Here is a 21678-nt window from a genome sequence, read left to right as displayed (position 1 = left end):
CAAATTTATTTTTTATAAATTTAATCACAGCCCAATTATGAACACTAGTTTAATTTTGTATTTATACAATAAATCTTAAGTGAGTTTGAAAAGTTACACCCAGCCAAGGAACGGTATAGTAGTCAGCCTTAAAAGCGTGATAAACGCTAACCAGCCAGAACGCCGCTACAACGATATTTAACGCCCAGCCAATAAGTGGGATAAAAGACAATAAAGCCGCTAAAATGATTAAGCCTAAAGATTGGCGTAAATGAAAGCCCGCAAGCTTACTCTTATAGCTTCCATAGCACAACATAGCGACAAGCCAACCAACTATTGTCAGATAACCTAAAACCGCAATAAGGCGAGCATAATCATGTTCCGTATGGGTACTCATTTGCGAATGCATAGCAATTACCTTTGTTAACATCCATACTCTAAACTTAGACTTAAAACTTATTCAAAACAAGTGATTTTTCATTAATATATTGACCGAAAAAAACTACTTTTGAGATAGCATTTTGAATTACTTTAGAAAATATGCCTGAAATAAAAATTAAACCTTTTGCAAATTATCATGGCCGATTTTTACTCGTTGCTGGTATAGCATTACTATGCATATCTATTGCGCTATCGCACCATTATTGGCATGCATTACGTTTAGTGCTGATTCTGGTGATATTAGTTAGTATCGTATTGATTTTTATTGGTATAGCAAAACGGTTAGAACCTGAATTTAGCTTTCACCTTACGCCTACAGCTTTAAGCTATTTCCATAAATATGGCCATTGGCAAATAAGCTGGCAAAACATTCAACGTGTCGGAAACGTAAAATTAAGCTCGAGCGTAAACCATCAAGTTTTACCTTATATAGGAATAAAATTAAAAAATAGTGAAGTCTTAGCTAAAAATATCAGTTTGCGACTCGCTAATAGGTTACCTCATGAACAAAGGCCACTTGCGACATTGGCGATTAGTAGTGAATTATTAACTATTGAACAAGCACAAGTTAATTTTGCACCTTATCGACTTAGTGACGGCTCTAAGTTAAATGGTCCTAAAGCGCTATTATTTCACCATATAGATGCATTAGAAAAGGCGTTTGGTTACCACCTATTTTTACCTGCCTCGTCTCTAGATCGACCATTAGATGACTTCTTAACATTGCTAAATCAATGTAACAGTCACGCAATTAAAAAAGGCACCGATGCTTAAAGCCTTTTAAGCTGCTTATTAAACTTTTTACATTGCTCAATGAACTGCTTAGCTATCGCCATATTATCTTTAGCATTTAACTGGCTATAACTTAAGCGTTCATAATTTAAACAAAGTTGTTGATAATCTACAGCAAGCGAACGATTAACCTTTTCAATATCATTAATCATCTGCAGTGGTAATTGCGAAGGTTCGCGCGTTATGCCAATCTTACTTAGTTGTATAAACAATTTATCAAATTGCAATTGCCAATTAGATCGTCGATTTAATTGTTTAGGCCTAAGATCTCGATACCACAACAAGCCGACAACCAAAACAAAAGTGAGTAACATGACAAGTGCAGCTTTCCACAAACGACCTTGTCCAAGTAATGTTTTTAAGAATTCCGTCTGCTTTTCAACGGTATAGCTAAGTACTAAACGGTTCCATTGATAATCAATTGCTTCAATTTGCATTTTTAATTTGGCGATTAAGGCATTAGTGCTAAATGCTTGCCAGCTAAATGCTCCGGCAATATTGACTCGTTGTTGTCGCAGGGCATTCGACATATCATCACTTACACGTTCAGGACTTACTGCTGAGGTCGGGTCAACACTTACCCAACCTTGCCCTTCTAACCACACTTCTGTCCAAGCATGTGCGTCATATTGATAAATGCTGTAATAATTACCTTGTTGATTATATTCCCCTCCCAAATAGCCTGTTACTAATCGAGCAGGAATACCTGCGGCACGCATTAAGAATGCAAAGGTGCTTGCGTAATGTTCACAAAAACCTGTTTGAGTATCGAAATAAAATTGATCTAAGCTATTATCAACAAGCACAGGAGGTTCAAGGGTATAAAAATAGGGTTGCTGCCTAAATTGATTCAAGACGTGATCAATTATTTGTTGCTTATCATTAAACCGTTGTCGTAATTCTTGACCTAAACGTTGCAATTTCGGATTACTGTCTTCAGGTATTCGCAAGTAAAAACGTTTGGCTCGGTTAGCTAAATTTAACTCTTTGCCGGCATTAGCAAAACTAACCACTTGGTAATTGACTGTCTTAGTAATTGGTTTATCACTTATTAAGCTAAAGTCGGCGAGTTGGGTTATTTTATTATTATCTAACCTTGCCGTATCTAACGAAAACAACCACGAACGATTACTCGCTTCTGCCATTACTTGGTATTGATAAGTATCACCAGATAAGTAATTTATATTAGGTTTTTGCATTAAATAGAAAGGTAAACGGTTGCCATTATTTCGTGACCATTTTTTTCCATCATAATATGACATAGTCATTGCTCGCCAATACATTTGACTTTTACTCGGCGCTTTTCCTGCAAACTCTACTCTAAAAGCTAATGCATCGGAAAGTGCCAATTTAGCGATATCACCAGGTTGTACGTCACTACCTAAACCCGTTTTGGCCGTATTAGCCAAAGGTACCTGCCAAAATGGAGAAAGCCTTGGAAAGAAAACAAACAAAGCAACCGCAAAAGGAACACTAAAGGCTAACAATTTCAATGAACTAAGATAGCTTTTTAGATGCGCAACGTTAACGGAAAAAATACGATAGAGCAAAGCAAGGTTTAACAATATGACAGTAAGTACGACTAACGCATACCAAATGCTTTGTATAAAAATAAAGGCACAGGCATGTAAAAATAAACCAATTAAAATAATAATGTAAAAGTCTTTCCGACTTTTAATTTCAAGAGATTTAATTCCGTAAGCAAAACAAATTAAATGCACCATAGCCAGTAACAAACCAAGTGACTTGCTATTAACAACGATGACTCCTGCACCTGCCAGCGCAAACAACACGGTAACCAACTTAGGTGTAGAAACAGAATGGTGTTGTCTCGTGCGTTTGGGCACTGCTAATTGAGTAAATTGCCACAAAAAACTTAGTGCAATTATTGCTAACATCCAAGCCGTTAGCTCGTTAGCAAATAAGGCGACTGTCGAAAGTTGAACCAACAACAAATGCAAATGAAGGGACTTATTTAATAAAAATGGCTTAGTTTCACTCATGAATTACACCATTAGGTAAAGCATACATAGCCAACGCTGTTAAACACTCGTCACGATGTAAATCACCGCTATTAATTTCAATTTTAGTCGTTGTCAATACAAGACCATATTGTGCGTTTAATTGATGATATTGCAGCACTAGATAACTTAAATACTCAAGCTTACGTTCCAGGCTAACATTCGGTAGCATCTCAAGTGACAAATAACGCGACTCTCCAAGATTATGACGATAATGCTTAGTAAATTTGCCTTGCCCTCTTGCTAGTTGTTTCCAAGCAACTCTTGCCATTGACTCCCCTGGCAGAAAGCTTCTTAATTCATTAAATTCGTCACCGGAGGTTTCTTGTAAATTTGCACCACCTTCTTGGTCAGAGGTTACTAATGCTTTAAGTTGCTTAGTCGCTATTGCTTTAGGTGCTGGAAAAACTATAAATTGATGGTCGAAATCTAATCTTGCCCATACTTGAAATAAACCATAGGGATATTCGCTTAGCACTTTAAGTCGGCCTGGTCTTAACACCCCCCTTTTAGAGGTGTTCAGTGCTATTTTGGCGTTTTGGCAATCCTCAACAGTGTTAATTTTACTTACTGCTGAATTGTGATAACTCAAATTAATGTCAAAAACTGGTTTATCACATTGAAGGGTTACTGACGGGTGCAGCATTTGACCTACAAAACCGTTATGCGTTTTTGCAGATCGTAACGATAAGCCTTTTAAATTGAAAAACGCGGTAAGCATAGTTGTCACAAAAAAGCTTGCCATTAAATAACTTAACAGCATGATGACATTGTTTTGGTAGTTAGTACCTAACAAGAACAACAGCAAGACAATGACTAAATAAGCAAAACCAAACAACGTAGGAAATATGAAAATATTACGATTGGACAGCGTAAATACTTGAGCTGTAGGTACACGTTTAATTAACCATTGATTAAAACGTTGATTAACTTGCTGCTTAAGCGCCCCTAACATGATAATTATTGCGTAATTGGTGCTAGCACATCAACTTTACTGAGAACTTGGCTTGCCACCGAGCTTTCAGAATTTAACTCCATCACCCCGGCATCGAGTCTATGTTCACAGACACTTGCAAACACTGCCTGCACGTCGGTTGGTGTAATGTAATCTCGTTGATGTATAAATGCCCAAGCTTGCGCAGACTTTAATAGCGCCTTACCTGCACGCGGTGATAATGGATTTCCAGAAAACTCATCATTTCTACTTACTTGGCACAAAGCGATAATATACTCTAGTACTGCGTCAGAAACCGTTACTTTAGAAACTGCCTGCTGAATATCTATGAGTTGTTGATGAGTTAACACCGTTTCAACATTTTCAATTTTTTGTTTTAACTCTTTACCAAGTAAAATTTGTTTTTCTGCTTCTACATCAGGAAAGCCTAGCGATAGTCGCATCATAAAGCGATCTAGTTGAGACTCAGGCAATGGGTTAGTCCCTGCATGAAATAACGGGTTTTGCGTCGCTATGACAAAAAATGGTGAAGCAAGCTCATAGGTTGTGCCATCAATGCTAACTTGGTGCTCTTCCATGGCTTCAAGTAGCGCGCTTTGTGTTTTTGGGCTCGCTCTATTTATTTCATCGGCTAATAAAAGCTGACTAAAAATTGGCCCTTTATGAAGGACAAAAGCTTTTTGCTCTTGATCAAATATCGAGATACCGGTGACGTCAGAAGGTAACATGTCGCTAGTAAATTGTGTCCTTTGAAAGCTTAACCCAAATACTTTAGCTAATACTTGAGCTAAGGTTGTTTTCCCCATACCTGGTAGATCTTCCAACAATAAGTGCCCTTTTGCCAGTAAACAAGCTACAGATAACTTAACTTCGTTAGGTTTCCCTAACACCACTTTACTAACTTGGCTAATAACGCCGTTGATTAAACTTTCCATATTCATAGCTTTCTTTACTTCTCTTAGTCGGCAAACACTAACGTATAATTATCCGTAATGCACATAAAACTTTCTCCATAAAAAAAAGCCGCTTTCGCGACTTTCTTCTATAAAATAAAATGTTAACCTTTATCGGCGCTTTGCAACAGCTTCGTCTAATTGTGCCAATAATTTTTCAGTATCCTGCCACCCTATACAGGCATCAGTAATACTCTGCCCATAGGTTTGTACTTTACCGTCGACTAAATCTTGACGACCTTCAACTAAATGACTTTCTACCATTACGCCAAAAATATTATGGTTACCTGACGCTATTTGCTGACTAACATCGTCACTAACTAGCATTTGATTTTCAAACTTTTTCTGGCTGTTGGCATGGCTAAAATCAATCATAATCTTAGTATTTAAATTCGCACCAGATAGTTGAGTAGTCACTTCATTTACACTTTCGCTATCAAAGTTTGTTGATTTTCCACCGCGTAAAATAATATGGCAATCAGGGTTGCCTGCCGTCTCAACAATAGCAGAGTGACCGTGCTTAGTTACCGATAAAAAGTGGTGTGACGCACTTGCAGCGCCAATAGCGTCAATGGCAATCTTAATCGTGCCATCCGTGCCATTTTTAAAACCAACTGGACATGACAAACCAGAAGCAAGTTCTCTATGAACCTGACTTTCTGTAGTACGAGCACCAATCGCTCCCCAACACATAAAGTCCGCCATATATTGTGGCGTGATCATATCTAAAAATTCACCAGCAGTAGGTAAGCCAAGATCATTTAAATCTAGCAATAACTTGCGCCCCATTCGTAAGCCGTCATTTAATTTAAAGCTGTTATCCAAATAAGGGTCGTTAATAAGGCCTTTCCAGCCCACAGTTGTGCGTGGTTTTTCAAAATATACACGCATCACAATTTCTAAATTATCTTTATACTTTTCTCGTAATTGAACAAGACGCTCTCCATATTCAATCGCTGCTTTGGTATCGTGAATTGAACACGGACCAATAACCACTAATAAACGGTCATCCTTACCATTAAAAATATTACTAATAGCCTCACGGCCCTCAAACACTGTTTCCGACGCTTTTTCAGTTGCAGGAAATCGCTCAATTAATGCAATTGGCGGTAATAACTCTTTAATTTTACTTATACGAATATCGTCGGTTTGGTACATGTGTTTTCTCTTAACTTCTTATTTATATTTACGTCTAGACGCCTAGATGAGTAATCCCGCAGTTAATCTAACAGGATAACTTGGTAATACCAACCATAAATACGAAAAACAGGGTATAATTTTAACTATCATTAACATGCGTCAATTTATGTACACAATAACTAACGGCGCTATGAAAATAATAGGTAGTTATGACCATTTATAATTCAGCACTTCCTTTAATAGATTTACACCGTCATTTAGACGGTAATATAAGACCACAAACTATTTGGGATTTAGCGAATCAGAACAATATAAAGTTGCCCGCTTCAAATCTAGAAGAATTAATGCCACATGTGCAAATTCAAAAAAATGAGCCCGATCTGTTATCTTTTCTCGCAAAGCTTGATTGGGGTGTAAAAGTATTAAAGACTCTGGATGATGTTAAACGTGTTGCATATGAAAATGTCGAAGATGCCTTTAATGCTGGTTTAAGCTATGCAGAACTTAGGTTTTCCCCGTTTTACATGGCAATGAACCATCAATTGCCTGTCTCTGACGTAGTGGCTGCGATAGTAGATGGCGTAAATGCGGGTCAGCAACAATATGCGATAAAGATTAATTTATTAGGTATTTTGAGCCGAACGTTTGGCGTAAAGCACTGTACAACAGAACTAAATGCAATACTTGATCATAAAAATCATATTACTGGCATTGACTTAGCAGGCGACGAAATTAATTACCCTTGTACTATGTTTGTCGATTTATTCAAAAAAGCACGAGATGAAAACATGCGTATTACAGTGCATGCTGGTGAAGCAATGGGACCAGACAGTGTTTGGCAAGCAATTAACATGCTCGGTGCTGAAAGAATTGGCCATGGCGTAAATAGTTATCAAGATCAGGATTTACTTGACCACATGGTCAGGTATAATATTGGACTTGAATCATGCTTAACATCAAATTTTCAAACTGGCACTGTTAAAGATTTAGCTCAACATCCTATTACCAAATTCTTAGAAAATGGTAACTTGGTATGCTTAAACACTGACGATCCAGCAGTTGAAGGGATTGAAATTAAGGATGAATTCAAATTAGCAAAGCAACTGTTTAATTTTTCAGAGAAAGATTTCACCGTCTTGCAAGAAAACGCTATTAATATGGCGTTTCTTTCAGACTCTGAAAAACAAACTTTGCGAAGCATAAAAACAAATGAGAACTAAGATATAAAGGAGAGAAAATGACTGAAGTTCTTTTATCCTTGGCCACAGGTGCATTAGTTGGCGTGATTTTCTCGCTGTTAAAGCTACCTTTACCTGCACCGCCGGTAATCTCTGGCATTGCTGGCATTGTAGGTATATACCTTGGCGGGATAGGATATAACTGGTTAGTTGAACGATTTTTTAGCTAATCTAGATTTCATTTTTATAAAACTTCAGTAAAAAACCCTTGATAGCAGATTTTTCTGGCTAGAAACTTACTGACATTAGACAACATAAGGTTTAATTATGGCAACACCACATATTGAAGCAGCTGTTGGCGATTTTGCAGAAACAGTTTTAATGCCTGGCGACCCTCTACGCGCCAAATTTATCGCAGAGAACTTCCTAGAAGACGCGAAGTGTATTACTCGTGTAAGAAACATGTTTGGTTATACCGGTACCTACAAAGGTGAGCGAATATCCGTTATGGGTTCGGGCATGGGCGTTCCTTCAATTTCGATCTATGCTACTGAGCTCTACAACGAATATGGTGTAGAAAACATCATTCGTATCGGTTCATGTGGCGCAGTGCGAGACGATATTAAAGTTCGTGATGTTATTATTGGTATGGCAGCAAGCACGGATTCCAATGTTAACCGTAAACGTTTAAACAATTGTGACTTTGCTGCATGTGCAGATTTTGGCTTACTACACAAAGTAGTAAACACTGCTGAAAAGTTAGGCAAACCTGTTAACGTAGGTAATATTTTCACTGCTGACTTATTTTATACACCGCAACCAGAAATGTTCGCATTAATGGAAAAACACGGCATTTTAGCGGTTGAGATGGAAGCTGCTGGTTTATATGGCGTAGCTGCAGAGCTAGGTAAAAAAGCACTTACCGTATTAACTGTAAGCGATCATATAAAAACAGGTGAGCAAACCACAGCTGACGAGCGTGAAAGTACCTTTAAAGATATGATGGAACTTACCTTAGAAAGTATTTTATAGATAAACATTGATCATAAAAAAGGCTGCATTTGCAGCCTTTTTTAGTTTCTTTCTTATGAGAAATGTTTAGAAGAAGTTAGCCTTAAACTCAATACCGAAGAAACGGCCTTCATTGATATAACCAGTTAAGTTATTGAAATCAATTGCACCTGTTAATTGCTCTTCATCAGTAATGTTTCGACCAAATGCTGCTACTTCATATTCAGCATCATCACCAAACCATTCATAACCTACTCTGATACCGCCTTCTAGTAATGCGTCGCCTTCAAATTCTACCGACTCATATAAGAAAAAGTTTACTTCGCTACGGTAAGACCAGTCGCTGTATACATATAATTCACCATCACCAATCTCTTTTGACCAACGAACAGCAAAATTACTAATCCATTCTGGCGATTGTGGTAACGAGTTACCATCGATAAGCGCAAAACCTTGATCATTGATTGGATCTTTAACTGTACAGCTTGCACCACAAGGCGCTACACCTAAGTCACTTTGCTGAATTTCAGTATTGTTATAACTTAAACTACCAGTAAACACTAGGTCAGCAGTAACATAGTATTCACCGTCTAATTCAAAACCATAACCTGTAGCTTTGTCGGCATTAAGCAAGGTTGCTAAATTGCCAGACCCACCTACTGCAGTTAATTGCTGGTCGCTCACTTCATAATAAAATACAGAGCCATCTAAACGACCCATATTATCTTCAGTTGTCGATTTAAAACCAGTTTCAACAGATACTACTGTTTCAGAGTCAGCTGTTGTTGCGTTCCCAGAGAATAATAAGTTACGACCTTGAATACTTGGTGCGCGGTAACCACGAGCAATACGACCATAGAAGTTTGTTTGATCGCTATAGCGGTAATTAACGCTTAAATCACCACTTACTTGTGAATCATCTACGCTAGTTTCTTCGCTAAAGCTTGGTGCGCCGAATGGTGATTGAACTAATGTGCCGTCCCACTCTCTTTCGTCGTCAGAATAACGTAAACCACCGTTAACATTTACTCTGTCAGATACTTCATAATCTACTGACGCAAATACAGCCCATGCAGTTGTTTGCATATTTTGTACAGCGATACCATTTTGTGCACCACCGCCCAGCGTATCAAAACTCAAGTTGTTAATCGTTAAGTCTTCATCAAAATAGAAGAAACCAAACTGGTAATCTAATTTACCTAACTCGTTACTAGCAATACGTAACTCTTGAGTTAGCTGTTCATGATCTGGCATTTTTGCGCCAGTTTCTGATGGGAAAGGAATAAATCCTGGTCCCATGTAGTCAGGTAAAAACGCTGCACCGTAACCACCGTCAATATCACCAACTGAGAACATTTCAGCTGATTCATAACCACTAACAGAAGTTAATGTGTAATCACCAAAGTCATACTCTAACTTTAAGCTACCGCCCTTCATGTCTACAGTTTGATCATTTCGGCTAGCAGCATCTTGGTAAACCGTTTCACGATCAAAGTCGTCAACTAAGTCGTTTGTACCTGGCTTAATAATGTTTGCACGGAAGATTCGAGAATCTGCTTCTGCATCTCTAAAGTGATAGTTAAACAAAGCGTTAAACTCGTCACTAGGCTCCCATAAAAGCTGAATTCTACCAGCAGTTTCGCTGTAGCCGCCTAACTCATCTTTCTTTTCAAAACCAGGCGCTTTGTTATCAATGTAGTCATCTCTATCTTGTTGTAATAAAGATATACGAGCAGAAAGCGTATCAGATAAAGCACCGCCTACAGCCAAACGAAAATCCGTCGAGCCATATGAACCATATGAACCTGAAACAGTTGCATCAAAGTCTTGAGTTGGCTTTTTAGATTGAACCTTAACAATACCCGCTGTTGTATTACGACCGAAAAGCGTACCTTGCGGACCACGTAAAACTTCTACTCGCTCTATATCGAACATTGGCATACCTTTAGTTAAGGCATTTTCAAGTACAACATCGTCATAGACAAGTGAAACAGGTTGAGAGGCCAATAAATCAAAATCAGTATTACCTAGACCACGTACATAAAAGCGTGGGAAAGTACGACCAAAAGATGATTCAATTAAAAGGCTAGGCACCTTACCAGATAAGGCACGAACGTCCATACCTGAAGAGCCTAAAACTTCCAATTTTTTAGGGGTTAGAGCAGAAACAGAAATTGGTACGTCTTTAACATTTTCTGTTCTTTTACGTGCGGTTACTTCAATAACCTCAATACCAACTACTTCTTCTTTATCAGCTGATTCAGCTGCATGAACAAAATTGGTAGCTGATGCAAACAATGCTGCATTTACACATAGTGCGATAGAAGACTGCTTTAACAGTTTCATTATATTCTCCCGAAGGTGTTTCAAAATAAATAAGTTATTTTTGGTTCTTTTTATTTTTGTTTTCTGAACCTTATGCTTCGGGAGTAAAGTTTACTACTTAAATACCAATTCGTCTAAAAAACTTGTCCCATAGGACAACTTTGTTACATTAAAGATATCCGCAATCGTTTGTCCTAAGTCAGCAAATGTTGTTCGCTCAGCCAAATTTACTTGGCCTATGTGATGGTGATATGCCAGAACAGGAACGTATTCTCGCGTATGATCACTTCCAGGCCATGTTGGATCACAACCATGGTCTGCCGTAAAAAATAAGATATCATCATCTTTCATCGCCGCTTTTATTTCGGTAATACGTTTATCAAACGCTTCTAGTGCTAACCCATAACCTACTGGGTCACGACGATGACCAAAGTCTTGATCGAAATTAACAAGGTTAGTAAAAATGATGGTGTTATCTTTTGCCGTATTAATATGGTCAAGAGTTGCATCAGTTAACGCATCTATGCCAGTTGCTTTAGTATTTTCACTAATACCTTGATGAGCAAATATATCGGCGATTTTTCCAACACTTATAACCGTACCGCCGGCTTTTTGGATATTGTCTAAAACAGTAGGTGCAGGCGGTAAAATAGAATAATCGCGTCTATTGCCTGTACGAGTAAAGGACTTTGCGTCATCGCCGACAAATGGTCTAGCGATAACTCGCCCAATGTTCATTGGACCAACAATTTTTTGTACTATTTCGCAATATCTATATAGGTTATCTAAACCAAAATGCTCTTCATGTGCGGCAACCTGAAAGACACTATCAGCGCTGGTGTAACAAATAGGTAAACCTGTTTTAATATGCTTTTCACCTAGTTGTTCTATTATTACCGTTCCTGAGGCATGGCAATTGCCTAGCATTCCCAGGCAACCCGTTGCTTCGTTAATTTTATTAATTAAATCTAATGGAAAACTATTTTCTTTTTTATCAAAATAGCCCCAATCAAATAAAACAGGTACTCCAGCCATTTCCCAGTGACCTGACGGTGTGTCTTTTCCTGTACTCAATTCAGCTGCGTAACCATATGCACCTTTAACATTCTCTACTTTTTCATGATTAACTCGAACACCTGACGCCTGTTCACCAGCAGACAGCAAACCTAGTTTGGCAAAATTTGGAAGGTGGATAGGCCTACCCTTTTCTTTTTCTAACGCTTTAGATAAATTAGCGAATGTATTAGCACCGACGTCACCAAATTTGTCGGCATCAGGGGCATGACCAATACCAAAGCTATCAATCACCATCAAAATGACTCGTGCCATTTGTTCTCCTAAGATAAATTTCGCTATCTACTAGTAGTAAATATAGACCAGCTTATGATTAAGCTAATACAAATCACTAAATAGTAATACGCTATAATAAATGAAATACTTATTTATTTTAACAATAAACATGACCAGTCGGTCAACTTATGTTAGTGTTACGCAAATTTTTCCGCTTTACTATTAATTTTTCAAAAATTACTGGGTTCAATTAATTTTTGCTTGTGAAATTTAATGGAAGATAAGCCACAATATATTCAATAAAAGCGTTAACACACTTATATGAATCAAACTAAAATGCCCGAAGAAAACTCTCCTAAACCAACATTTATCGCTATCGTTGGTGCTTCAGCTTCTGGCAAATCTCTTTTTGCACAAACTATTTACGACGAGCTATTGCCAGAGCTTGGAGCCAACTCTATCGCAATAATAAAAGAAGATGCTTATTATCGTGATCAAACACATATGCCCTTCGAGGAACGTGTTAAAACAAACTACGATCACCCAAAAGCTTTTGAGCATGAATTGCTAAGCCAACATCTAGAACAGCTAGTGTCTAGTCAATCGATTGAATGCCCTGTTTATTGCTATAAAAATCATACGAGAACTGAAAAGAGCAACACCATTGAACCAACCAAAATAGTGCTTATTGAAGGCATTATGCTGCTTACTGACAAAAATCTCCGAGATCGCTTCGATATTAAAGTTTATATGGACACCCCGCTTGATATTTGTTTATTAAGACGAATTGAACGTGACACAGTTGAAAGAGATAGAACGATTGAATCGATTACTGAACAGTACATTTCTACCGTTAGACCCATGTATTATCAATTTATCGAGCCAGCAAAAATACATGCTGATATAGTAATAACCCGCGGTGGCAAAAATAGAATGGCCATTGAAGTCATTAAGGCAAAAATACGCCAACTTAGCCAATAAAAATAATAAGAGGATTTTATGGATTTAACTGCATTACGAGGTGTATTAGGGATACTCGCGTTGCTAGCAATAGCGTTTGCTTTATCTTATAAACGAAGTGCTATTAACTGGCGAACAGTAGGTTTTGCCTTTGCATTACAAATATTTCTAGGTGCTTTCGTTTTATATATTCCATTTGGTAAAGATGTACTTGCCTCCATGTCAAATGGTGTTCAACATGTTATTGATTCAGCCAAGGCTGGTATTGACTTCCTATTCGGTGGGCTAGGAACCGATGCGATGTTTGATAATGGTGTTGGGTTTGTTTTCGCCATTCGTGTACTGCCAGTTATCATCTTCTTTTCTTCTTTAATTGCTGTTCTTTATTACTTAAACGTAATGCAAAAAGTCGTTATGGTTATTGGGGGTGGTTTGCAAAAACTACTTAAAACCAGCAAGCCAGAATCACTGTCGGCAACTGCAAATATATTTGTTGGTCAAACAGAAGCGCCTCTTGTTGTTAGACCATATATTAAAAACATGAGCCAATCAGAACTGTTTGCCATTATGGTTGGTGGTTTAGCGTCAGTAGCTGGTTCAGTTTTGGCTGGCTATGCTGGCTTAGGGGTCGACTTAAAATACTTGATCGCGGCTTCATTTATGGCAGCACCAGGCGGACTGTTAATGGCTAAAATCATTTTGCCAGAAACAGAGTCTCACACTCGTCAAGAACAAAGCATTGATATTGACGAAGCCGAAGAAGAGAAACCAGCGAATGTTATAGATGCAGCAGCATCTGGTGCAGCATCAGGCTTAAAGCTTGCTGTAAATGTTGGTGCTATGTTGCTAGCTTTCATCGCCCTTATTGCCTTACTAAACAGCATGGTAAATGGGTTAGGAAACTTACTTGGATTTGAAGGCATTACTATCGAGTGGATGCTGGGTTACTTGTTTGCTCCAATTGCGTTCATAATCGGTGTACCGGTTAACGAAATGCTTCAAGCAGGTAGTTTTATCGGCCAAAAAGTCGTGGTAAATGAATTTTTTGCCTATGTTCAGTTTGTTGAAGTAAAAGAAACACTAAGCGCATCAACACAAGCGATAATCACTTTTGCGCTTTGTGGCTTTGCCAACCTATCCTCTATTGCCATTTTACTTGGCGGCATTGGCTCTATGGCGCCTAGTCGTCGACCTGACATTGCTCGTTTAGGTGTAAAAGCAATGTTAGCGGCAACCTTAGCAAACCTCATGAGTGCAGCCATTGCCGGCGTATTTATTGGATTATAACTGTAGGAAAACCTAATGACTGACTTAGCCATTCAAGATTACGCAAAGCTAGCTCTTTCTTATATGGATTTAACTAGCTTAACCGACTCAGAAACTCCAGAAGAAATAGTTCACCTATGCCAGCAAGCAAATAGCAAAGCAGGCAATACAGCAGCTATTTGTATTTTCCCTCGTTTTATTCCGTTAGCGAAGCAAACACTAGCAGATCTTAATGCCAATGATATAAAAATAGCTACAGTAACTAATTTTCCAAATGGCGGTGACAATCTAGCCATTGCATTAGCAGAAACAAAAGCCGCCATCGCTTATGGCGCAGATGAAGTTGATTTAGTATTTCCCTACAAAGCATTAATGGCGGGTGATGCAACTATTGGTTTAGAAATGGTTAAACGGTGTAAACAAGAGTGCCATGACTCGGGAGTAACCCTTAAAGTTATCATCGAAAGTGGTGAATTGACTACCGATGCACTTATTCAGCAAGCGAGTGAAATCTGTATTGAAGCAGGTGCAGACTTTATTAAAACCTCTACCGGCAAAGTACCGGTCAATGCGACACCTGAAGCAGCCAATATCATGTTAAATGTCATTAAAAACCTAAACCCTGCTGTTGGCTTCAAAGCAGCAGGCGGCGTAAAAACTGCTGAAGATGCTCGCCAATACATTAAGCAAGCTAAAGCTGTACTAGGTGACAATTGGGTAGATGCTAACCGATTTCGATTTGGTGCCAGTGGCCTTTTAAGTAGTTTACTAGAGACGTTAGGTCACCAGTCAAATAACGAAACTAATACCAATAACTACTAAACAATAAAGTATTTAGATGGCTCAATTATATTTTTATTATTCAGCAATGAATGCCGGTAAATCTACACATTTGCTGCAATCTGCCTATAACTACCGAGAGCGCGGTATGAGGTGCATGCTTTATACTGCACAAATTGACGACCGTTTTGAGCAAGGAAAAATTGCGTCGCGACTTGGCATTAATGCCGATGCCGAACTATTCAATAACGCTACCGATTTATATCAGGCAACAGCAACTGAACACCAAAAGCACAAAGTTGACTGTTTATTAATTGATGAATCGCAGTTTCTCTCCGAGCAACAAGTGAAACAATTAACCGATGTCGTAGACTTACTAAAAATCCCAGTGCTTGCATATGGTATCCGTACAGATTTTTTAGGTAATACCTTTTCAGGTAGTGCCGCCCTACTAGCATGGGCAGATAAATTGGTCGAGCTTAAAACGATTTGTCATTGCGGTAAAAAGGCCAATTTTGTGGTTAGAATTGATGAGAAAGGAGCTGCTGTCACTTCAGGCAACCAAGTAGAGGTTGGAGGAAATGACAGGTATGAGTCTCTTTGTCGTATCCATTTTAAACAATTAGTCTGGCAATAAATGTACTTTAAAGTACACTTTTGTTATCTATTTAAGCGCGAACCAAATCAAATAACAGGAATTAATATGGCAGTTTTTGCAAGCGAACATCCTTTGGTTAAACATAAGGTAAGCCTTTTACGAGAAGAAAGTATTTCCGTGAAGTCTTTTCGTGAATTAGCTAACGAAATTGCGACAATATTAACAGTCGAAGCAACGACAAATTTGGCATTAAAACAAACCCCTATCACGTGTTGGTCAGGTACTATTTCTGCACCTATTTTAGCCAATAAGAACCCAACTTTAGTTCCTATCTTACGTGCAGGTTTAGGTATGCTTGATGGAGCGCTTAAAATTTTACCGTGCGCAAAAATAAGTGTTGTTGGCTTGAAACGTAATGAAGAAACGTTACAACCTGAAAGTTACTATCAGAATATCGTCGCTGATATCGAAGAGCGCACCGCAATTATTATAGATCCTATGCTAGCAACGGGTGGCTCTGCTTTAGCAACTATAGAGTTACTTAAATCAACGGGTAGCAAAAGTATCATTGCATTATTTTTAGTGGCTGCCCCTGAAGGTATAGAAGCGTTGCAGTCAGCTCATCCAGATGTAGATCTATACGTAGCTTCTATAGATGAAAAACTGAATGATCAAGGCTATATCTTGCCTGGATTAGGTGATGCTGGCGATAAACTATTCGGAACAATCGCTTAAACGCGCTGAATCTCAAATTTTAATACCTTAAATTTAACAACCTAAAAGCGACCAAAAAAAAGCGGCTTAGCCGCTTTTTTTTTCGCTGGAACTAATCAATCACTCGATAAACTTCCGGCAAAAATTCTTGCTGAGAATCACTAAACTCTAATGCTGCTAAGTACTGCTTACTCGCTAAAGCAACTTGTTGCTGATCTTTACCATGAATACGCGCAATAACATCGCCTCTGTCGACCTTAGTACCTACAGGTTGAACCTTGTCAAAGCCAACACTATGATCAATTGCCTGTTCGTTACCTGTACGACCACCGCCCATTTCAACAATTGTCATACCGAGTTTTCGCGTCTCCATTGCAGCTATAAAGCCAGATTCAGGTGCAATTAAATCATGTACAACATTAGCTTTAGACATAGACTGCCAAGGATTTTCTAATAAATCATTTGGCCCCCCCATTCTGGCAATCATCACAGAAAACTTTTCTGCAGCTCGCCCTGAATCTAACGCTTGATTTATCATAGTTAACGCTTGCTCATCATTTGTTGCCAAGCCAGTATTAAACAGCATACTTTGCGCTAGTCGAACAACTACTTTATGTAATCTAGGCTCACGATATTTACCCGTTAAATAATCAACGGTTTCTACGATTTCCAATGCGTTACCCGCGCTATCACCCAATATTTGGTTCATGTCGGTAATGATGGCTTGTGTCTTCACACCTGCCCCATTCGCGACATTTGCGATACTCTGCGCAAGAGCCGTAGCACTTTCTAAATCATGCATCATGGCGCCATTACCCACTTTAACATCCATTGTTAACGCATCTAACCCAGACGCTAACTTCTTCGATAAAATGGACGCTGTAATAAGCGGAATAGACTCAACTGTCGCTGTGATGTCACGAATACCATACAAGCGTTTATCTGCAGGAGCTAAATTACTCGTTTGGCCAATAATAGCCATACCAAGTTCTTTAACTAACGTTTTAAATTCTGGAATGGAAGGCTGAGTATTAAAACCTTTAATGGCCTCTAATTTATCAACCGTGCCACCAGTATGACCAAGTCCTCTACCTGCAATCATCGGCACATAAGCCCCACAGCTACTTACAATTGCAGCCAACATAAAGCTTACTTTATCTCCAACACCACCAGTGGAGTGCTTATCTACTACAGGCTTATCTAATTCAGGCCAAGATAAAACAGTGCCTGAGCGCATCATGGCCTGCGTGAAGTGAACAATTTCATCTGTATTCATACCACGCTGGAATATCGCCATCGCCATAGAGCCAACTTGCGCATCATTAAATTTGCCGTTAGTAATACCATCAACAAAATATTGAATTTGTTCTTTTGTTAACGCATCACCATTGCGTTTAACACGAATCACTTCTTGCGGTAATAACATTGAAAATCCTTTAAGTTAAATCTTTTGGAGTAAAGGCGTCGGGTAACAGCTCTTTTACCGACCAGGTTTTTTCTTGTGCCAAATGATTCATAGCTTTTACTTGTGCGTCAGGCGCCATAAATTCAACAATGACCTGTCGACATGCTCCACATGGCGGTGTAAGCTTTTCTTGCTCGGTATACACTACTAACGCTTTAGCAGTGGTTGCACCGTTAACAATAAGCTGAGCGAAACAATTACGCTCTGCACATACTGTTAAGCCATATGATGCATTCTCTACATTACAACCACAGAAACGATTATCTTCGTCATCAATAGCTGCCGCTCCTACTTTGAAATTGCTATATGGCGCATACGCATTTTCATATGCTTGTTTCGCCATTTGCATAAGCCTTTGCCAGTCAATTGAGCTCATAAGTTGTTATACCTTTTATTTTTACAAACTTCCTGACCAAATGGTCAACTCAATAGTAATGCAGTGTTAAAATAATTGCTAGTCATAAAACAAAAAACCGCACAGTAATGTGCGGTTTTTAACGTTTTACACTTTATTTAAAGTGATTAGAACTTATATGAGATACCCATACGGATTTCATATAAAGATGCTGGTTGTACTGTTGCTTCAGGCTTGAAGAAGTCACTATATACATAAGTATTAGTAGCTCCGTCAATTTCAGCATTAACAATACTTTGTGTACTAAAGTTATACTGCTTTAACACACCCCACTCATCATTAAGTAAGTTACCTAAGTTCTTAATTACGAAGAACACCTTACCTTTATGACCATCCATGAAACCAGGGATCTCTTGGCTAATACGGAAGTCAACTTTAGTCCACCAGCCAGCATCTAACTCGTTACGAGGAGCAATTTTACCACGGTACTTATCAAGACCTACACTTTCGATCCAATCTTGGAAGCTAGCTTCATCCATACCGTCATAAGTAACTAACGGATCGTTGAATGTTGGCACATACATTAACTGGCTACTGTTTGACCAGTTTGAATCACCAAACTCACGGTCTGAGCGATTAAAAGTGTATGAAATAGGCTTACCTTCACTACGTGAAGCAAAGATTGAGAAGCGAGTTGAGTAACCATCAAATAACTCTACGTTGTAACCTAAATTTAACGTAAAGCGTTGTGGAATTACGTAATCCGAAGTTGCAACACCTGGGTTATTTGAATCAGTACGTGCAAAGTACGAGAAGTTTGAACCCGCTACAGAGCTTGTCATAGGACTTACATCTTCAGAGTCAATGTGTGAGTAGCCAAACGATGCATCAAAGCCATTTTCGAAGTCTTTGCTAACAGTGAAAGAAAGTACGGTAGACTCACCACTATCACCATCAACATTCGTTAGCATAAAGTCAGAGAAACGACCTGATACAGTTTGCTCGTACATTGGACGCCCGTCAGGTGCTACATCACCAGAGTAGTCATATGCAATGTTATTAATTAACGCTGCATCTTTCTTCTTGGTGTAAATTACGTCAGTACTAAAGATGTAGTTATCTTCAGTAACATAAGTCGCTCCAAGTGAATATTTCCACTCAGATGGAATTTCAAAGTTAGGATCGATAGCATTTACATCACCATCACCTGAGCCTTCTGGAATACCAGCAATCGTATCGTAAAGTGCCTGAGGAATATCATAAATTGGACGACCTTCGCCAGTTAACTCTTTATCAAATAAAGATTCACGAGATCTGTCTTGTAAACCAATTTGTACTAAACCATCGTTTGAGTAACTGTTTGATAACCAAACATTCGGGTTACCACCTGAGAATAATCCGAAGCCACCACGTACTTCTAACTGCTCACTTGCTATCCAGTTAAAACCAAAACGAGGTTGCCATAAATCAAGGCCATCAAAGTTCCCGTTGTTGGCAAATCCGTAACGATCTTGGAAGTTTTGGTTGAAACGAGGTTTGTCATCGCCAGAGTATTTGTCGTAACGAATACCCATTGTAAGAGTTAAGTCATACTCATCTAGTGACCAAACGTCTTGGATGTAAAGCGATGTCTGTTGGTATGCAAAGCTCGCTGCAACATCGTTAGGATCATTGGTACCTGCTGAGTTATTGTAGTAAATACGTGCTGGAGTACCAGCTTCGAAATCATCAATACTATCAAAGCGGTATTCACCTTGAGTATGCTGCATGAATAAATTGAAGATTTCTAAATCTTCATACTCAATACCAGCTGAGATCTCATGGTCATCTAGGTAATATGTACCAGAAACTTTAAACGATAAATTTTCCCAGTTAAGGTCATTTGATTGACGAGAATCATCAGGACCTAAGAAAATAGTATTACCATTATGACGGATTTGAACTTCAGCGAAGCTAGACGCTGCATCTAAAGACTCTTGACGATTATCTAAGTCTGAAGACTCGACACGAACTTCAGTAGAGAAACTATCGCTCCAGTCTGAATATAATGAACCAACAAGAGAGGTAAATTCAGCACCACGTTCGTAGAAGTGACTATCAAGGGTAACCGCCCAGTCATCAGATTGACTTAAAGAGAAACCGTCATTGTAGTTATATACGAAAGCTGCACGATGAGCGTCGTTAATGTTCCAGTCAACTTTAACTAAAACTTTTTCATCTTCTACCGGCATACTCGCTGGAGTACTACCAATATCATAACCATATAAACTATTGGAAATTTGACCAATACGATCAAGATCACTTTGTGTTACAGAGTTACCTAAACCTGGGTAAGTAAATAACTCAGCACCTTCTAATTTTTCATATGCTACGAACAAGAAAAGTTCGTCTTCAATAATTGGAAGACCAACATTGAAACCGTAACGCTCTTCTGTGTAATCACCGTTATCTACGTCTTCACCATCTACTTTGTCACCCTTTAAAGAGTCTGAAGTGTAGTCGTAGAAGAAACCACCTTTAATTTCGTTAGTACCAGACTTAGTTACTGCATTGATGTTACAAGCTGTAAAACCACCGTAGTTAACATCAAAAGGAGCTAATTCAACAGCTACCTGTTCAATAGCATCATATGAGAATGGAATACGCTCTGTAGGGTAACCACTACTATTTAGACCAAAACGGTCATTCATACGAACGCCATCTAACGTTAAAGAGTTAAATCTAGGGTGTGCACCACCACACTGAATAGCGTTCGAGCTAGTTTCATCAACGTAAACGCGTGGGTCAACACGAACAATATCAGTGATATCACGGTTAATCGCAGGAAGGTTTTCTAGCTGCTCTAAACCAAAGTGTGTTGCAGGACCTGTACCACCAGCATTTGCGCTGATTACTCGGCCTGTAACTTCGATGCGTTCAACATCAGAAATTGGATTTAAAGAAACATTCAGTGGGTAAGTTTCTGCAACGGTTAGGTATACGTCATTGATTACTTGATCTTCTAATGATTCAGAATCAACAACAATCGTGTATGGACCACCTACACGTAAACCTTTAGTAGAGAAGCTACCTGACTGGTTAACTGCAATTGTTTTACTCGTACCTGAAGGTACGTGCGTGATTGTAATAGTTGTATCTGTCGCTGGCGCACCATTGTTATCAACTATCTGCCCTTTAACTGCAGAAGTGATGGTATTTGCCATAGCAGAAGTAGATAAGCCAAGCGCAACTACGACTGCACCTGCCAATTTTGAGAGACGATGACTATTCATCTTACTTTTCCTTGGTTTTATTTTTATATTTCGTGTTTAAACAGCGAAACACTTTGTGACTTTATGTTACAGGATGTATTAAAACAGAATTAAATGACAAAATCATTACACTTTGTCTATTTGGTCAAGACTTTTGCACAATTTTTTTTCACTTATGCCATTTTTAAAGGCTTAGAAGAACCC

General features: G+C 38.7%; 19 protein-coding genes. 9 read left to right on the top strand and 10 right to left on the bottom strand.

Annotated elements, in window-relative coordinates; genetic code table 11:
* Nucleotides 1–61 precede the first annotated feature (61 nt).
* Nucleotides 62–376 (bottom strand): hypothetical protein, encoded by a 315-nt coding sequence (locus HII17_RS08335; protein WP_211185286.1) that lies wholly within the window; start codon nt 374–376, stop codon nt 62–64.
* Nucleotides 377–519: 143 nt separating this feature from the next.
* Here HII17_RS08335 and HII17_RS08330 point away from each other — a divergent pair, with 143 nt between their 5' ends.
* Nucleotides 520–1194 (top strand): DUF2982 domain-containing protein, encoded by a 675-nt coding sequence (locus HII17_RS08330; protein ID WP_169074868.1) that lies wholly within the window; start codon nt 520–522, stop codon nt 1192–1194.
* On the opposite strand, the gene HII17_RS08325 is transcribed toward HII17_RS08330, so the two are convergent.
* From HII17_RS08325 to aroG, 4 genes are all read right to left on the bottom strand, one after another.
* The gene (locus HII17_RS08325) at nt 1191–3215 is read right to left on the bottom strand and encodes a transglutaminase family protein (protein WP_169074867.1); all 2025 of its coding nucleotides are present in this window, start codon (nt 3213–3215) and stop codon (nt 1191–1193) included. The genes HII17_RS08330 and HII17_RS08325 overlap by 4 nt on opposite strands.
* A complete protein-coding gene (locus HII17_RS08320; protein ID WP_169074866.1) occupies nt 3208–4188 on the bottom strand; it encodes a DUF58 domain-containing protein in 981 nt (326 codons plus the stop codon). The genes HII17_RS08325 and HII17_RS08320 overlap by 8 nt, the downstream gene beginning before the upstream one ends.
* 5 nt (nt 4189–4193) lie before the next feature.
* Nucleotides 4194–5129 (bottom strand): AAA family ATPase, encoded by a 936-nt coding sequence (locus HII17_RS08315; RefSeq protein ID WP_408033880.1) that lies wholly within the window; start codon nt 5127–5129, stop codon nt 4194–4196.
* A gap of 123 nt (nt 5130–5252) precedes the next feature.
* Nucleotides 5253–6299: a 3-deoxy-7-phosphoheptulonate synthase AroG gene (gene aroG, locus HII17_RS08310; RefSeq protein ID WP_169074865.1), complete on the bottom strand. Its 1047-nt coding sequence runs from the start codon at nt 6297–6299 to the stop codon at nt 5253–5255.
* Nucleotides 6300–6496: 197 nt separating this feature from the next.
* Between aroG and add the strand changes: the two genes are divergently transcribed.
* The 3 genes from add to deoD all read left to right on the top strand — a co-directional run bounded on the left by add (nt 6497) and on the right by deoD (nt 8491).
* The gene (add, locus tag HII17_RS08305; protein ID WP_169074967.1) at nt 6497–7501 is read left to right on the top strand and encodes an adenosine deaminase; all 1005 of its coding nucleotides are present in this window, start codon (nt 6497–6499) and stop codon (nt 7499–7501) included.
* Nucleotides 7502–7518: 17 nt separating this feature from the next.
* Nucleotides 7519–7689 (top strand): DUF1427 family protein, encoded by a 171-nt coding sequence (locus HII17_RS08300; protein WP_169074864.1) that lies wholly within the window; start codon nt 7519–7521, stop codon nt 7687–7689.
* Nucleotides 7690–7786: 97 nt separating this feature from the next.
* Complete coding sequence (deoD, locus tag HII17_RS08295) at nt 7787–8491, top strand: purine-nucleoside phosphorylase (RefSeq protein WP_169074863.1); 705 nt, start codon at nt 7787–7789, stop codon at nt 8489–8491.
* 66 nt (nt 8492–8557) lie between these two features.
* Here the strand turns inward: deoD and HII17_RS08290 are convergent, their stop codons facing one another.
* Both HII17_RS08290 and HII17_RS08285 read right to left on the bottom strand, forming a co-directional pair.
* The gene (locus tag HII17_RS08290) at nt 8558–10816 is read right to left on the bottom strand and encodes a TonB-dependent receptor (RefSeq protein WP_169074862.1); all 2259 of its coding nucleotides are present in this window, start codon (nt 10814–10816) and stop codon (nt 8558–8560) included.
* Between the two features lie 93 nt (nt 10817–10909).
* Nucleotides 10910–12124 (bottom strand): phosphopentomutase, encoded by a 1215-nt coding sequence (locus HII17_RS08285; protein WP_169074861.1) that lies wholly within the window; start codon nt 12122–12124, stop codon nt 10910–10912.
* Nucleotides 12125–12406: 282 nt separating this feature from the next.
* On the opposite strand from HII17_RS08285, the gene udk reads away from it, so the two are divergent.
* The 5 genes from udk to upp all read left to right on the top strand — a co-directional run bounded on the left by udk (nt 12407) and on the right by upp (nt 16424).
* On the top strand, nt 12407–13066 hold the full coding sequence (gene udk, locus HII17_RS08280; protein WP_235938674.1) for a uridine kinase: 660 nt from the start codon (nt 12407–12409) through the stop codon (nt 13064–13066).
* 18 nt (nt 13067–13084) lie between these two features.
* Nucleotides 13085–14332: a NupC/NupG family nucleoside CNT transporter gene (locus tag HII17_RS08275; RefSeq protein ID WP_169074860.1), complete on the top strand. Its 1248-nt coding sequence runs from the start codon at nt 13085–13087 to the stop codon at nt 14330–14332.
* A gap of 15 nt (nt 14333–14347) precedes the next feature.
* Nucleotides 14348–15133 carry a deoxyribose-phosphate aldolase gene (gene deoC, locus HII17_RS08270; protein ID WP_169074859.1) on the top strand — a complete coding sequence of 262 codons (786 nt, stop codon included), beginning with the start codon at nt 14348–14350 and terminating at the stop codon, nt 15131–15133.
* Nucleotides 15134–15149: 16 nt separating this feature from the next.
* Complete coding sequence (locus HII17_RS08265; RefSeq protein ID WP_169074858.1) at nt 15150–15728, top strand: thymidine kinase; 579 nt, start codon at nt 15150–15152, stop codon at nt 15726–15728.
* Nucleotides 15729–15794: 66 nt separating this feature from the next.
* The gene (gene upp / locus HII17_RS08260) at nt 15795–16424 is read left to right on the top strand and encodes a uracil phosphoribosyltransferase (protein ID WP_169074857.1); all 630 of its coding nucleotides are present in this window, start codon (nt 15795–15797) and stop codon (nt 16422–16424) included.
* A gap of 91 nt (nt 16425–16515) precedes the next feature.
* On the opposite strand, the gene deoA is transcribed toward upp, so the two are convergent.
* The 3 genes from deoA to HII17_RS08245 form a co-directional block, all read right to left on the bottom strand.
* Nucleotides 16516–17829 (bottom strand): thymidine phosphorylase, encoded by a 1314-nt coding sequence (gene deoA / locus HII17_RS08255; protein ID WP_169074856.1) that lies wholly within the window; start codon nt 17827–17829, stop codon nt 16516–16518.
* A 10-nt stretch (nt 17830–17839) separates the two neighbouring features.
* Nucleotides 17840–18244, bottom strand: a complete 405-nt coding sequence (locus tag HII17_RS08250; protein WP_169074855.1) for a cytidine deaminase — start codon at nt 18242–18244, stop codon at nt 17840–17842.
* A gap of 146 nt (nt 18245–18390) precedes the next feature.
* On the bottom strand, nt 18391–21495 hold the full coding sequence (locus HII17_RS08245; RefSeq protein ID WP_169074854.1) for a TonB-dependent receptor: 3105 nt from the start codon (nt 21493–21495) through the stop codon (nt 18391–18393).
* Between the last annotated feature and the right edge of the window lie 183 nt (nt 21496–21678).

This window comes from Thalassotalea algicola (genome assembly GCF_012932965.1).
Lineage (GTDB): Bacteria > Pseudomonadota > Gammaproteobacteria > Enterobacterales > Alteromonadaceae > Thalassotalea_F > Thalassotalea_F algicola.
The sequence above is the reverse complement of the archived record's forward strand: the minus strand, read 5'-3'. Positions and strand labels throughout refer to the sequence as shown.